The organism is Nocardia sp. NPDC005998, from assembly GCF_040614395.1.
In the GTDB taxonomy this organism is placed as follows: Bacteria; Actinomycetota; Actinomycetes; order Mycobacteriales; family Mycobacteriaceae; genus Nocardia.
The window spans coordinates 150,046-164,434 of sequence record NZ_JBEXUI010000018.1; the positions used below are offsets into that span (position 1 = coordinate 150,046).

Consider the following 14,389-nt stretch of genomic DNA (forward strand, 5'->3'; position numbering starts at 1 on the left):
CTCGAATTCGAATCGTCGCCGCAGCACGCTGAGCCCGGTGGCGCGGAAGCGAGCGGGCATTGTCGATCATCGATGGAGTCATAGCCGCCACTGCCATCCTTTTCGCGATGGCCGCGGCGGTATTTCCCAGGCACGTCGCGCGCGCCATGCCGGTGGTGTTGCCGCTGCTGGTCGTCGGCTGCCTGGTCCAATTCCTATTGGAGAACTTCTACTGGCAGATGGTGCCGAGCTATCTGGCCATTGTCGCCGCGACGCTGCTGGTCTTCAGCCGATCGCGGCGTAGCACGGCGATACTGCGCGAGCTAGCGATCACCGAACCGCCACCGGCCGAGCGGACGAAGCATCGAATCCCCGCCTTCGTCGCGCCTATGGCCGTCGGTCTGCTCGCCGTGCTCGCCATTGTGCCGTGGAGCGTTCCGCCCGTTCCCACCCTGCCCGAGCCGTCCGGCCGATACCGCGTCGGCTCGGACATCTTTCGCTGGGTCGATCAGCAAAGGCCGGAGACGGCAACGAATTCCACTGCGGACCGGCGCAATGTCATTGTGCAGGCCTGGTATCCGACGGAGTTCACCTCGGCACGGCAGTGGGTCTATATCGACGGGCTCGACCGGCTGCCGAGCCGAGTCACCCGGATTCCCGGTTTCCTCATGAGCAACTACGGACGGATCGATACCCACGCATTCGCCGATGTGCCGATCAGCGCCGAACGCGCGCGCTGGCCGGTGGTGCTGTTCTCACCCGGATACGGCGCTCCCCGCGCGTTCTACACCGGACTCGTCAGCGATCTCGCCAGTCGCGGCTTCGTCGTACTGACCATCGACCATCCCTATGAGGTGGCCGTCACCGAACTCGCGGACGGCTCCGTCGCAACCCCGATCGAGAACTTCCCCGACAACGACGCGGACGGCGAGCGGTATATGACCGGACAACTCGAAGTCCGCAGGGGCGACCTGCGTTTCGTGGTCGATCAGTTGGACCGGCCCGAGGCGATGGGCGTATTGGCGGGACGGTTGGATACCGATCACATTGCCGCAATCGGGCATTCATTCGGCGGCGCGAGCGCGGTCGCGGCGGCGGCCGACGATCCCCGGATCAAGGCGGCGGTGAATATCGATGGCACCCTCTACGGCGATCTGTCGAACCGCGCATTGCCACAACCGTTCCTGCTATTGGAGAGCGATCACGCCGAGACCGGCCACTCCACGAACTACCTGGACCGCAATCGCGATCTCATCCAGCACCTGCGCGCAGGCGGTTTCCGCTACGAAATCGCCGAGGCCAACCATTTCAGCTTCACCGATGTCCCGTTATTCCTCGCCACACCAGTACGATTCGCCGTCGCCCAATTCATCGGCGGTGAGCGAGGTCCGGTGGATACCCAGCGCGCGGCCAACGACATACTCGCAGCCTTCCTACAAGGGCCGCTCGGTGGAACCCCCGGGGATGTTCCGGCCGCTGCGGCCCACCACGCCGATATCCGCGGCGGCCCCATTGCCTAGACCTCGCGGCAGCCTCGTAGGCTGGAATGGCGGGGCGGTAGGCTCCCGCCTTTCCGAGCCAACACGAGGCCCGGACACTGAGCGGCTAGGCAAGAGCCGCTTCCAACCGCCAAGCGGTGGCAGGCGCCGCTCGTTCCAGAAGTCCGCATATCGTCCGCCCAGCGCCAAAAGCTCGGCGTGCGTGCCACGTTCGACGATCCGCCCGTCATCCAGGAACAGGATCTGATCGGCGTGCGCGATGGTGGCGGCCTTCGACCAACTCGTCGCCGAGACCGTTGAGAGCATCATCGAAAACGAACCTGGCACGCTGGTGTATGCCACCAACACCGTTGAGGGGGAACCGCTCTCGCGGATCTTCTATGAGGTGTACCGCGACCGCGAGGCGTTCGAGGAGCACGAGCGGCAGCCGCATACCCGGCGGTTCCTGGACCAGCGCAGCGAATACGTCGCATCGTTCCGCGTCGAGTTCCTTGCCCCAGCAGTCTCGAAGGGCCTGCCCGCAGCCTGACTACAGGCTTGCCCGACCGTGACGCTGCCAGCCCGGACTGCAAGTGCAGGCTGCCCCGGATAGTCGGAACGGTTTCGGTGCGCTCGCTGAGAGTGACAGGTTGTCACCCTCAGGCTATTCGCTGTCAGGCTCGAACGGTGGCACGTGATCGAAGTCCGGCGGGTGGTCGTACTTCTCGATCGTGGCCTTACTGGTCGATGCGTCTTGAAGCACGAATTCCCAAGGCCCTGAGTTGATGTCGAAGTTCTTGCCATACCCGATCCACTTGCCGACCAGGCGGTGCCCGGTCGGCTCGATCAACAGCTGAATGGCCCCGTTGTACCGGGCCCCCCGGTAGTAGCCATGCGGGTCGGTGTTCTCGGTCCATGTGCCTGTAGCGACTCCGCCCTCGATATCGAGTTCCATGCTCATCGTCGATGGCGCCGAGCCGGGCAGGCTCCGCACGGTGAGGTGGTCGCCGTGCTGCAGGATGACGACGTAATGCCCGGTGTCGAAGGTCTGTTTCCGGCCGGAACTGTAGTACTCGTAATGCGACAGCCAGATGCCGGAGTAGTTGCCCGGGTTGGGGCGCGGTCGCGCCGCGGTGCTCGGGCGCTGGAATTGGACCGGCTCCGATGGCTGTACGTCATGTCCGCCGAGGCCGTCGTCGGCTACGTGCGCCATCGCGAAGCCGAGGTGTTCGATCGGCAACCCGAGGACTCGCTCGAGGGCGCTCGCGTGTGACGGCCGTGGGGTGCGAGTAATACCTGATTCCCAGCGCTGGACAAGGCGTTTGTTGGCGCTGCTGCATCCGATCTCACGCAGTGCGCGGGCGAGATCGTCTTGCGACATCAACCGACCCATCCGCGCGGCGCGTAGGGCGGTGTTCGGTGCGGTCATATCGGCCACGATAGCCCGTGCGCCGAGATAATGACACCCAAATGTCGCCCTTGCGGGTGCCATTGGACGTCAGGTGCGACGCCGCGCGGTCATGCCTAGCGGGAACACGCTGATAGATGCCCGTCGCGCCGAACATTTCTCCCGAAAGCTCTCGGCGCGTTGGGCTTTCCCTTCCGACGCGCACGACACATACCAAGGCGGCACGCCTATGACCGCGGAACTCATCGCCATAATCTCGACAATTGTTGCGGTTCTACTGCTCGGCTGGCTTCTCTTCGTCTTCTTGCCCTGGCTTCTCGATCACGGCGGCGACGCTGCTCCCGACGGTGCGATACCTGCCGTCGACATCCTCAAACGTGTTGCGGCGCAATATTCGCCGCGTGCGGACTCATGGGAACTCGAGCCGTCGCGCCGCGCACCAGTCGAGCCGTACCCCCCGGAGCAGGCGCATGCCGAGACGCAGCGACATCGTGAGTGCGGCATTGAACTGTGTCCGGCGAAGCACTCGGCGTTCTGGACGCTGGTTGATGCGGGGCCCGCTGTCGCCGGACCGGGGGTCGTGCGATGACCGCCGCAGGACTGCCGAAACGAGCCGGATTTGTCGGGCCGCGACGCCCGGTCTGCTGCGATGTGCCGACCGAACTGATGCAGCGCTACCTCGAAGCCCTGCACAGCCATGAGTGGACGGACGCAGAACGAGCCGGTGGTGGGGTGCCTTGTCCGCCGCCACCGGGAGCAACGAACCAGCTCGAGGGTACGCGATGAAACGAATTCCGTTGCACACCACAGAGGTACCAGGGAAGGTCGCGGTGTGGCAGCTCGTCGACCACGCCGCCCGCATACTGCGGGTGCAGCTCACCGCCGAGGCGTTCACCGCCTACCGCCTGCCATCGCGGACCGAGCTGCCCGGCGCGCAGCCCGGAACAATCACTTTCGACGTATACCCCGATCTCGTCGACGCCCGAGAGATGCTTTCGGAGCATGACGACTTGTGGGATGCGGTACGCGGCGACTTCTGGGCTGCCCTGCTCGATATGGCGGATCGCCGCCGGGAATCAGGGGCCGATAGATGACGGAATTGCATTCCACGCGAACGGATATCGCTCCATCGGTGCGGGCGCTGCTCGCGGTCTTCCATGAGGACACTCGCCGGAAACTCGACCGCGCCCCCGTCGATAGTCGTCCGTTGTTTCAGGGCGCGGACGGCCTGCTGATGGCAGTCGACGAGGACGGATGGATATCCGACTCGGACGCCGACCAGGACAAAGCCGACGCACTGACGATCACACCTACCAGCGTGGTCGACACCGAAGCGAACTGATCACGTCGTGAGAGTACTGGGCGGTATCAGCTGCTCAGACATGAAAGAATGGGGGAATTCTGTGCACTACAACATTTCTCGACTGCCCTTCATCGTCGCAGCGCTCGGCGCGCTGCTGACCTCCGGCATAAGCGGCAACGTCGCGAATGCCAGTCCCAGCGGGCCATTGGTTATAGAAGCGAAGAAGGTGCTGTGTGACCATGGCTTCACCTACAGCACGCCGACAGTTCTGATCCCGAATATCGAGGGTTACGGATGGGCGGAGTGCGATCCCATACCTGCCGACGCGGGGCTGACCCACAACTACTACCTGCAACTGCAACGGCGAACTCCTGACAACACATGGGAGTGGGTCGGCGAAGCGAAGCGGTCGAGCATCATCCCCACATCGCGTCAGACCTACACGACCCAGGCGCCCTGCGCGCCTGGGGTTTATCGGATCTATGCCAATGCCACGGGTAAGATTCAGGGGCGAGATTACGAGTACCCCCAGGTATCCGGCCAAAAAGTCGTGACAGCTGCCATGTGCGGGTTGTGACCGCCGCCCAATGCGAATAGAGGATGATATGTCGCTTTTGAGTGGACGCCGATACGCCGACTACCACGGGCCGATCAGCTTGCGCGAACGTGCGGCATCGTTCGCACGCCGGTTCTCGCGCCCCAGGACGCGGCGTCGGCACCCCCGAGACGTGAGCAACGGTCCGACGCTGCATCGCGAGCTGTGGTGGTGGACGGTGCGACCGGAGATGGGCAAGGGTTCACGTCGCTTCGTAAGCAAGCCGATGTATGCGACTCGGGAAATCCCTGGTAACGACCATGACGCGGCAACCGACTGGATGATCGACCGCATCGCGCACCTGCTCTAGTCCAAGTAAGTCTGCGCCCCGCCTACTCCATTGGGAACGACGACAGCGCCCCGAATCTCACTGTGGAGGTTCGGGGCGTTCGTCGTATCGAGTGTTCTCGACAACCGCAATGAATTCCGGGTGGATCCTTCGTCCATACGTCTGGATAGACCGAAAAGACAGGAGTCCAGACATGACGAGACCGTTTCGATTCGGGGTCGTTGCCCCGCTCAGAACCGACCTGCCGACGTGGCGAGATCGCGTGCGCCGCATCGCCGACAGCGGCTACTCGACGCTGCTGGTGCCCGACTTCCCGCAGATGCAACCGGCGCCCGGCCCCATGCTGGCCACAGTCGCGGCCCTGACCGACCTGCGTGTGGGCACCTGGGTGTACGCCTCCCCACTACGCCCGGCTTGGCTGACGGCGTGGGAAGCGCACTCGCTGTCGCTTCTGACCGAGGGTCGCTTCGAGATGGGCATCGGCACCGGCAGACCGGGAATCGAGGACGAGCTCCGCGACAAGGGAATGCCCGACGTACCGCCGCCGTACGAGCGGCTGGCACAGGTACGTGAGACCGTCAAGACGCTGCGAGATCTCGACGGCCCCGACCTGCATACGCCCGTGGCGATGGCCGTACTCGGTCCGAAGGCCCAGGCGTTGGCGGCCGAGGTCGCAGACACGGTCACCTTCGTGCTTGGGGATCAGCCTCGGGGCGAAGTCGCGCGGCTGGCACGCGATTTCCGCGCTGTCGCGGACGTCGAGCTCGCGCTCGCCGTCCCGGTCATCGGCGACACGGTCGCGCCGCACATGGCCCCTCCCGACACCGACCCTGCTGCGCTGCGCGCCGCGGACGCAATGACCGCACTTCCGGATGACCCGGCCGCCGCCGCCGAGGAAATTCAACGGCGACGCGAGGAGATCGGCTTCTCCTATTTCATCTTCGGCGCCGACTGCGCCGACAGGTTCGCTCCGGTCGTCGCCGAGCTCGCCGGACGTTAGTTGGGCGACAAAGGGGTCGCAAGGTTGACGCGGCGACGGCGGAACCCTTTTGAGACTGCTCGCTCATGCTGACGTGAGGTGATCGTTCCAGCCCAAGTCACGATCGATCAGCTCGAACAGCTGCTCGTTCCACGGGCGATAGAACTCACGCAGCCGGGCCACCGATGCGTCGTCGGGGTCGGGGAATTCGAGCGGATTGCGGTTCAATACGTGGTGCAGGACCGGCTCGATGGCGGGCAGTCCGAGGAATTCGTGGATGCCGCGCACGGTCTTGCAGATGTCGGCGAAGAAGTCCTCGGCGGTGACGATATAGACATTGTCCTTGCCGAATGCCGCGAGCCAGCGGGCCACCGCATTGGCGTAGACACCGGTGCTGAGCACCGGCATGGAGGGCAGCGAGGTCGGGGGCGGTGGGGCCGGAAACATGTCCAGCGCGTATCCGATGTAGTCGGCGAAGGTCCTGCCGTACGGCATGGCGCACAGGCCGTCCTTGTTACTGAGGAACAGATCCCATTTGTAGTGCGAATAGGCACGATCCACCGGATCGCGCAACATCATGACGATCTTGGCGTCCGGACGGGCCGCACTGTAGTTGTCGATCAACGGAAGATCGTGCAGCAGTGGGTCGAAGTAGCCCGTCAGCGCCCGGCCGGTACATCGCAGCACCTCGGCCTTCTCATGTTCGGTCGGGAAGTACGGCCCCCAGAACTGCGGGTAGCCGTGGCCGATCTCCTTGGTGATCGGCGCCAGGATGCTCGGATGCTGCATGAGATAGCTGGCCAGATCGGTCGTACCGCTTTTCAGCGCGCCGACACAGGCGAAATCCGGCGACACTCGCGGTCCGCCGAAGCGCCGCAACCACAGCCGAACCGGCGGTACTCTGCCGAAATAATGCGGCAGCGTCAGATAGCGCATTCCCAGCTGCACGGAGCGCAGCGGATGTGCGAGATAACTCTCCCGGTTGTAGCGGTGCAGTTGCCATTCTTCGAATACTTCGAAGCCCTTCGTGTACTTGTCGGAGGCGTAGTCTTGCGCGCTCGACGGCGTCACCCCTGTTGACATTCGAACTTCCCTCGCATTACTTGATCATCGCCGCCCGGCCCGCGGCGGTCGTAGCACCGAACCAACTGTGGTGAATGGTTTCGGCGGCTCTGGACACGCGAATAGAGGAAACACACGTTGTTACCTCCCGTCCCCGATCCCGCTGCCCTTCGGAATCGAATGCGGACCACCGTAGCGCCGAGTTCGTCTCGGCGACACAGGAATCCGCGTGGACCGTCATTTCGATCAGATCCGAAGAAGACGATGCATCCGATTTGGGCAACTTCACAAGACCCGTGAACCGGGGGGTGGACCCGACACTCTGGGGCAGACGACTCGGATTTACCGATGTATCCGACCACCTGAATTCGACACCAACGCACCGGTTCCCATCGTCGGCGACTACGGCACCGTCGGCGCCGAACTGGCCAGCCTCGCTTCCACACATTGGCCGCTGCTGCTCACCGGCCGAAATCCCGTGCGGGGCAGGCGCCTTGGCGAGGAACTCGGCGCGCGGGTAGCGCAGTGGGACGTCACCGATCCACGCCGACGCGCGCGCGATGGTGAGTACGGTCAACGATCCCGACGACCGCGTACTGCGGTCCGCCGTGCGCGCGGGCATCCCTTACGTCGACATCACCCGTTGGACAACCCGCCTAACTCGGGCCGCCGTGGTCGCCGCGACGCTGCACCCCACCGCACGGTTCTACTGTCCTCGAGTTGGATGGGTGGCGTCACCGGATCGGTGACCGCCGCGCTCGCCGAACAAGTAGGCGGCGCAAACGAAGTCGACATCGCAATTCGCTACACGCTTGCCGATCGGGCAGTAGTCGACTCGGTGAATTCATGGACCGACTCGGCATGGAATTCGAGGTAATCCCGAATACGTCGGATGTCGAAAACCTCACGGACACTGGGCAACGCATGCGATGCGGTCGATGGCCACCGCCCACTCATGGTGTCGCCGCCCACGCCCGGCTTTCGGTCGAACGACCACCCGGACCCGCGGATTTCGCGCGTTCGACGCGCCGAGGAAGGTTATGTGAACGGAAGGTCATACCGGTATCTTTCGCGCCCGAACGTCACTAGCTTCTGCTGCTGAACAGAATTCGACTGTGGTTGGAGTTGTGAAAATGTTTGTCACGACAATTATTTCGAATATGAGCGATTGCCACCACGATCCGGGCGACCTGACCAAGGAGCAAGCGCACCGCGCGATGCAAGTGCACCTGTATTGCAGTGTCGACATCTGCAAGGTCCGCCGCCGCGCCAGACAGACCCTGGTCGAGTCCCGTCGGATGGTCTTGGACGAACGCGCCCAGCCGTAGGTGGCGCAACGTGCCGACCCGGAATCGACGCGACTGTCCCGGCGTTGTGCACAACTATGAGAGCAGCATCGCAAAGCGATTCCGCGGGGGGTGGTGGTCGGCTGACGGGTGAGCCTGCCACCGAATCCGATCGCTCCGCCATCGTCGACACCGGTACCGCATTCGGCGCCAAGGTCGCCGCCCGCCTGGCACAGGAGAACATCATCTGGCTGACCACCGTCGGCCCCAGTGGGACACCGCAGCCGAATCCGGTGTGGTTCCAGTGGCGCGACGGTGAATTCCTGATCTTCAGCCAGGCCGATAAGTCCAAACTGCGCAATATCGCCCGCAACCCGCGCGTATCGCTACACCTCAACAGCACCGAGAGCGGCGGCGATGTGGTGGTGCTGACCGGCACCGCCCGGATCGATGAGTCCGGTGCCACCCCGGCGGAAACCGCCGCATTCACCGAGAAATACACCGAGGGCCTGGCCTCCATCTCGATGACCGAGGACCAATTCCACGCCGAATATTCGGTCGCCGTGCGGATCACCCCGGATCGACTGCGCGGCTTCTGAGCCCGACCCGGCCGTGAGCTGGGGGTTTACCGGCGGCTAAGGTCATTGCCGATGAGAAGGAGGCAGCAGCCGCCGTTGCCCAAGCGGCACGGCCTGGACCCGGCCCGGCTCCGCCTACCGGAGCAGGGTGGCTGGGCGACGATTCGCGACCACCTCGTGGAGCGGCTGCCGCGCGTACCGGCCACGCGGATCGACGAGCTACTACATCAGGGCGGCATCGTCGACCTGGCCGGTCCGATCGCCCCGGACGCGCCCTATGTGCCCGGTGGTGCGGTCTGGTTCCATCGCGATCTGCCCGACGAAACCGTGGTGCCATTCGATATCCCCATCGTCCATCGCGACGACGATCTGCTCGTGGTGGACAAGCCGCACTTCCTGGCGACGATTCCGCGCGGCCAGCACATTCTGCAGACCGCCCTGGTCCGGTTGCGCCGCGAACTCGACCTACCCGATCTCATCCCGGCGCACCGGCTCGATCGCGTCACCGCGGGACTGGTGCTTTTCGTGATCAATCCGGCCCGGCGCGGGGCCTATCAGACCATGTTCCACAAGCGCACGGTGCACAAGGAGTACGAGGCCATCGCGGCCTTCGATCCGGATCTGGCGCTGCCGCGGACGGTGCGCAGCCGCATCATCAAGGAGAAGCAGGTACTCGCCGCACAAGAGGTCGACGGTGAGCCCAATGCCGAGACCTGGATCGAGTTGGTTGAGCAGCGCGGCGGACTGGGCCGCTACCGGCTGCGACCGCGGACCGGGCGCACCCATCAGCTGCGGCTACATATGAACGGACTCGGCATCCCGATCCTGGGCGACGACTTCTATCCGGTGCTCACCGACAAATCTGTGAACGATTTCACCCGGCCGCTGCAACTGCTGGCCGCATCACTCGAATTCACCGATCCGATCAGCGGCGCGCCGCGCCGCTTCGACAGCACACGCACGCTGCAGGCATGGGCGGATCCGCACGGCTGGCGGACCGGCATTAACACCGCCGGCGCGTGATGCGAAACCAATAGGACCATGACGATCACGCCGACCGCGCAGCTCGGCCTACGCTCGCCGGTTGCGCACGTCCGTAGACTGGTCCCGATGCTTCAACAGGACCTCGACGAAGCGGTACCGCCCCGCCACAAGCTGCACGCCTATCTGGACGTGGCTGTCGTGGTGATCGTCCTGGCGGGCACCAATCTGATCGCCCACTTCACCACCGCGTGGGCGAGCATCCTGACTGTTCCGATCGCCGCCGTGGTGCTGCTCGCGCTGATGCGCCGACGCGGACTCGGCTGGTCCGAACTCGGACTCTCGCCGCGGCACTGGCGTCGCGGCACGCTCTACGCGCTCGGCGCGGTCGGCCTGGTGCTCGCGGTGGTGGCGATCGGCGCGCTGCTGCCGATGACCCGGCCGTTCTTCCTGGCCGATCGCTACGCCACCATCTCCGGCGCACTCATCGCATCGATGATCGTGATCCCATTGCAGACCGCGATTCCGGAGGAACTGGCCTTCCGCGGCGTTCTGCACGGCACCCTGGACCGGGTATACGGCGCGCGCGGGGTCTTCGCGGCGGGCTCGCTGCTCTTCGGCCTCTGGCATATCGCCTCATCGCTCGGCCTGACCACCAGCAACCGCGGCCTAACCGGATTTTTCGGCGGCGGCACCGCGGGCCAGATCATCGGCATCCTCCTCGCCGTAGTGGCCACCGCGGCCGCGGGCGTCGTCTTCACCTGGCTGCGCCGCCGCAGCGGCAGCCTGCTGGCGCCGATCGCCCTGCACTGGTCCGTCAACGGCGCAGGCGCCCTGGCCGCCGCCATCGTTTGGCATACCACCCTGACCTGATCCCGGATCGGGCGTAAATTCCGAATATGCCCCTTGGACACCTCGGCATCAACGTCACTGATCTCGGTGCCGCCCAGGCCTACTACGACGAGCTGATGCCGCTGCTCGACTATGCGCCGCTGATCAGCGCGGCCGACCAATTCGCCTACTGGCCCGCCGACAACAAGCCCGGCACGTTCATCTTCTTCTACCCGGCCGAGTCCCCGGGCTACACGCGCACCGCTCCCGGCCTCCAACACCTCGCCTTCATGGTCCGCACCCGCGCGGCCGTCGACCGCGTGCACGTCTGGGCCAGCGCTCGCGGCGACGAAATCATCCACGCTCCGCAGGAATTCCCCGAGTACCCGCCGCCGTACTACGCCACCTTCTGGACCGGCCCCGACGGCGTCATGCTCGAGGCTGTCTGCCACAAGAATGCCTGAGCCCCTGGGCCGACGACACGTCGCGTTCGCGCATTTGTTCGAGTTTTCGGACGAGGAGCATTGACCTCGGGCGGGTAGCGGTTTAATCTCGGTGCGATCACACATATGTTCGAGCAAGTAGGTCTGCATCGAGATGACACCTACTCCCGGGAAGGCTCGCGATGCGCGACAAACAGTCGACCGATAGGTCCGAGATTGCCGCATTGGCCGAGCGGGTCGCGAACGCGCGTGGTCGGTTGCCGCTGCAGGATGACGCGGCACTGGTGCAGGTGTTGTCCGATGCCGAAATCGATGCGGAACGTGAACTCGCGCAATGGGTTCGGGCGCAGCGGCGGGGCCAGCGCAAGCGCGCCGTCGAGGACGAACTCGCTGCGGAGAAGCGTAGTCGGCGGACCACGGCCGCGATCCAGCGTGCCGACGACGCGGATGCGCGCTGGCATCGGCGGGCGCTGGCGGCGCGGCGGCGGGTGTCGAATCAGGATGCGCGACTTGCCCAGTTGTACCGCAGGGCCGAGTGGTCATCGCGTGCGCTGATCGCGGTGGTGGTGCTCGGCATGGTGTGGGCCGGGGTGAACGTACAGCACAACCTGGTGCCCAGCGGAAATATGGCGGATCCGCTCTACTGGTTGAGCTATGGGATCGAGGCAATGATCTCGATCCCGATCATCACCATCATGGTCGCCGCGACCACCGCCGCCAGGTGGGGCCGCGAGCTCGACCGGGGCAAGATCGTGTTCTTCGAAGCCGCGCTACTCGGCACGACCGTCGCGCTCAACGCAGGCCCGCACCTGGCCGCCGGTTCCTTCGGGCAGGCCGCCGAATACGCGATCGCACCCGTCATGGTCGGCGTCGTGATCTGGTTGCACGCCTGGGTTTCCGCGCGTTATGCCCTGCTCATCGATAGCGTCCCGCTGGTCGACGACGAGCCCGAGCTGCCACCCCGGCAGCGGGTCACCACCGAGCGCGGCGCGCCGATCACCACATTCCGCGCCGACGAACCAACCGACCGCCGAGAACTGCTGGCCGCCAAGGGTTTCGACCCCTTGCTCGACCAGGCGGGCGTCCGCTTTCCGGTCGATATGACCGCCCCCCACGCAGCACATATCGCCGAGGCAGCGATGCGCGGCGCACAGCCCGAGGCGGCCCCCGTCTCCCGGCTCGACTGCACCGAAACCCTGGTCTACCACGCACAAAGCACCCGTTCGACCAACGGCCGCCGCACCCAACAGATCCCGACCGTCGACGAATACCGGCGCGCCGGCAGTCCGACGACCGTTCCGTCCTCGAATTCGATCCATGACGGCGCGCGAACCTTCACCACCCCTGCCGCCCACCCCATCTCGAACCATGGAACGCTGAATTACACGGAGCCGAATTACCCCGCAACCCACGAGGCACTCACTGCCACGCATACCGAAACTGCCACGCGCACAACGCCCAGCGCGCAAATCGGCCCCGATGTAACTGGCGCGGACGATATCCCTGCCCCGTCGACAACCTTCAACGGCGCAAGCCAAACCCCGTCCATCGGCGACGGCCAACCGCCCATCCCCGCCTCCACCGCAGGTGATGCACCCGTTCACGATGCCGCCGCTACCCGCGCAATGCTCGACGAATCGGCGACGACCGAAGGCATCTCACCGCCCTCCGCACAGCCCAACGCGCCCCACACCCCAACCGCCGTGGCAGGCCAAAACCCACAGCCGAACTACAACCCGGCTGCTACCCCGAGCGCATTCGGCGAGAATATGATTCACGCCTCCGACCCGGATCCGCGTCTCGTATCCGATCCCGCCACGAGCCCGGCGACCGACCGCGCCGCGCACACCGCCACAAACTTCGAGCCCCACACATCACCAGCTCCCACCGACCAGCACACGACTGCCGCTACGGCCCAGCCCGCCACCACACCGGCGACCGCCGCAAACACCAGCGACCAGCACACGACTCCTGCTGCCACTGCGGCCGAGCCCCGCATCGCACCGGTGACCACTCACACCGAGCACGCGGCTCCCATGAGCACCCGCACCGAGCGCACTGCTGGCTCAGGCGTCACATCACAGACAGCACAGGCGAATACGGCCAGCCCTCGCGACGAGCACACAGCTCCTGTGGCGACAGCTTCGAGCAGCCGTGATGAGCAGACCACCGCTGGCTTCGGCGTCGCACCGCAAACAGCACATCCGACGACAGCCAGCCCTCACGAGCGCACGGCCTCCGTGGCAACCGCCTCGAGCACCCGTGACCAGCACACCACTGCTGTCTCGCCCGCAGCACCGCAAACAGCACATCCGACGACAGCCAGCCCTCGCGAGCACACAGCCTCCGCGGCAAGCACTCATGACCAGCACACGAATCCTGCCTCGGGCATCAATCCGCAGACAGCACAGTCGAATACGCCCGCAGCTCGCGACGAGCACACCACTTCTGGTGCCCCAGAAGCAGATTCCCAGCGGGCAAGCACCATTCGCCCGGTCGTGGATTCGCAACTGAGCATCTTCGATACCACGACAGTGGAACCAGCGACGCGAACCGGCCACGACGCGGCCGAGAACCGTGCGCCCGCCGCCACGGCTCGCGTTCAGCACTCGAACACTCGAACCGAAACCCCAACGCGGACCGAAACCCAGCGCACCACCGGCAGCGCAGCACCGACCCCGGCCGAGCGCATCGGGCAGGTTGTTGGATCGCAGGCGGATCACCGCCCCTCGGGCACCGAGGACGCCCGCGCCACCGATCACGAACATTCGCGGCACCGCACCGAGGAAGCCGAGGCCGAGGTCGAGCAGCTCGACCAGCGCCGCACCACCAGCGAGGTGATCAACGAAGTCGTGCAATCACTTTCGGCCGATGAGTTATTGTCCGAGAACCTCGGCTCGGAGAGCGATGACATCGAGGTGTGGTCGGTCGCGCGGGCGATCGCGGGGCGCGGACTTTCGGTCATCCCGGTGGAGCAGCTCGCCGAAATACTCATGCTCGCCGATCAATCGTGGACCCCGACCAGCATCGGCGCGGAGGTCGGACTCTCCCGCACCGCCATCGCCCAGGTCCTGGAGTTCGCGAGGCGGGTCCGCCGCCCCTACGCGATCAGCAGCTGATCGGGCACGGGGTTGCGATCAGCTGATGCGCAAAGGCCGTCCGGCTCGGATGTTCCGA

16 protein-coding genes are annotated in these 14,389 nt (G+C 65.1%); 14 read left to right on the forward strand and 2 right to left on the reverse strand.

Annotation, left to right across the window (positions count from 1 at the left end; all coding sequences use genetic code 11):
* Nucleotides 1-59 precede the first annotated feature (59 nt).
* Together ABZ293_RS23695 and ABZ293_RS23700 are read left to right on the forward strand one after the other, a co-directional pair.
* Complete coding sequence (locus ABZ293_RS23695; protein WP_355183874.1) at nucleotides 60-1,499, forward strand: dienelactone hydrolase family protein; 1,440 nt, start codon at nucleotides 60-62, stop codon at nucleotides 1,497-1,499.
* A 238-nt stretch (nucleotides 1,500-1,737) separates the two neighbouring features.
* Nucleotides 1,738-2,007, forward strand: coding sequence for an antibiotic biosynthesis monooxygenase (locus ABZ293_RS23700; protein WP_355183876.1), 270 nt, complete (start codon nucleotides 1,738-1,740; stop codon nucleotides 2,005-2,007).
* Between the two features lie 114 nt (nucleotides 2,008-2,121).
* On the opposite strand, the gene ABZ293_RS23705 is transcribed toward ABZ293_RS23700, so the two are convergent.
* Nucleotides 2,122-2,886, reverse strand: a complete 765-nt coding sequence (locus ABZ293_RS23705) for a helix-turn-helix transcriptional regulator (RefSeq protein WP_355183878.1) — start codon at nucleotides 2,884-2,886, stop codon at nucleotides 2,122-2,124.
* A gap of 208 nt (nucleotides 2,887-3,094) precedes the next feature.
* Here ABZ293_RS23705 and ABZ293_RS23710 point away from each other — a divergent pair, with 208 nt between their 5' ends.
* From ABZ293_RS23710 to ABZ293_RS23735, 6 genes are all read left to right on the forward strand, one after another.
* Nucleotides 3,095-3,454 (forward strand): hypothetical protein, encoded by a 360-nt coding sequence (locus ABZ293_RS23710; RefSeq protein WP_355183880.1) that lies wholly within the window; start codon nucleotides 3,095-3,097, stop codon nucleotides 3,452-3,454.
* A 193-nt stretch (nucleotides 3,455-3,647) separates the two neighbouring features.
* A complete protein-coding gene (locus ABZ293_RS23715) occupies nucleotides 3,648-3,959 on the forward strand; it encodes a hypothetical protein (RefSeq protein WP_355183882.1) in 312 nt (103 codons plus the stop codon).
* Entirely contained in the window at nucleotides 3,956-4,207 is a 252-nt protein-coding gene (locus ABZ293_RS23720; protein ID WP_355183884.1) for a hypothetical protein, read from the forward strand. Before ABZ293_RS23715 ends, ABZ293_RS23720 begins: the two co-directional genes overlap by 4 nt.
* A 40-nt stretch (nucleotides 4,208-4,247) precedes the next feature.
* Complete coding sequence (locus ABZ293_RS23725; protein ID WP_355183886.1) at nucleotides 4,248-4,745, forward strand: hypothetical protein; 498 nt, start codon at nucleotides 4,248-4,250, stop codon at nucleotides 4,743-4,745.
* Between the two features lie 151 nt (nucleotides 4,746-4,896).
* Nucleotides 4,897-5,073, forward strand: coding sequence for a hypothetical protein (locus tag ABZ293_RS23730; protein ID WP_355183888.1), 177 nt, complete (start codon nucleotides 4,897-4,899; stop codon nucleotides 5,071-5,073).
* A 172-nt stretch (nucleotides 5,074-5,245) separates the two neighbouring features.
* The gene (locus tag ABZ293_RS23735) at nucleotides 5,246-6,052 is read left to right on the forward strand and encodes an LLM class flavin-dependent oxidoreductase (RefSeq protein WP_355183890.1); all 807 of its coding nucleotides are present in this window, start codon (nucleotides 5,246-5,248) and stop codon (nucleotides 6,050-6,052) included.
* 63 nt (nucleotides 6,053-6,115) lie between these two features.
* Here the strand turns inward: ABZ293_RS23735 and ABZ293_RS23740 are convergent, their stop codons facing one another.
* The gene (locus ABZ293_RS23740) at nucleotides 6,116-7,114 is read right to left on the reverse strand and encodes a sulfotransferase (RefSeq protein ID WP_355183892.1); all 999 of its coding nucleotides are present in this window, start codon (nucleotides 7,112-7,114) and stop codon (nucleotides 6,116-6,118) included.
* A 1,139-nt stretch (nucleotides 7,115-8,253) separates the two neighbouring features.
* On the opposite strand from ABZ293_RS23740, the gene ABZ293_RS23745 reads away from it, so the two are divergent.
* The 6 genes from ABZ293_RS23745 (at nucleotide 8,254) to ABZ293_RS23770 (ending at nucleotide 14,331) form a co-directional block, all read left to right on the forward strand.
* Complete coding sequence (locus tag ABZ293_RS23745) at nucleotides 8,254-8,421, forward strand: hypothetical protein (RefSeq protein WP_355183894.1); 168 nt, start codon at nucleotides 8,254-8,256, stop codon at nucleotides 8,419-8,421.
* A 56-nt stretch (nucleotides 8,422-8,477) separates the two neighbouring features.
* A complete protein-coding gene (locus ABZ293_RS23750) occupies nucleotides 8,478-8,978 on the forward strand; it encodes a TIGR03667 family PPOX class F420-dependent oxidoreductase (protein ID WP_355183896.1) in 501 nt (166 codons plus the stop codon).
* A gap of 51 nt (nucleotides 8,979-9,029) precedes the next feature.
* Nucleotides 9,030-9,980 (forward strand): RluA family pseudouridine synthase, encoded by a 951-nt coding sequence (locus tag ABZ293_RS23755; RefSeq protein ID WP_355183898.1) that lies wholly within the window; start codon nucleotides 9,030-9,032, stop codon nucleotides 9,978-9,980.
* Nucleotides 9,981-10,067: 87 nt separating this feature from the next.
* A complete protein-coding gene (locus tag ABZ293_RS23760) occupies nucleotides 10,068-10,811 on the forward strand; it encodes a type II CAAX endopeptidase family protein (RefSeq protein ID WP_354961741.1) in 744 nt (247 codons plus the stop codon).
* 26 nt (nucleotides 10,812-10,837) lie between these two features.
* On the forward strand, nucleotides 10,838-11,233 hold the full coding sequence (locus tag ABZ293_RS23765; RefSeq protein WP_355183899.1) for a VOC family protein: 396 nt from the start codon (nucleotides 10,838-10,840) through the stop codon (nucleotides 11,231-11,233).
* A gap of 161 nt (nucleotides 11,234-11,394) precedes the next feature.
* On the forward strand, nucleotides 11,395-14,331 hold the full coding sequence (locus tag ABZ293_RS23770; protein WP_355183900.1) for a hypothetical protein: 2,937 nt from the start codon (nucleotides 11,395-11,397) through the stop codon (nucleotides 14,329-14,331).
* Nucleotides 14,332-14,389 lie beyond the last annotated feature (58 nt).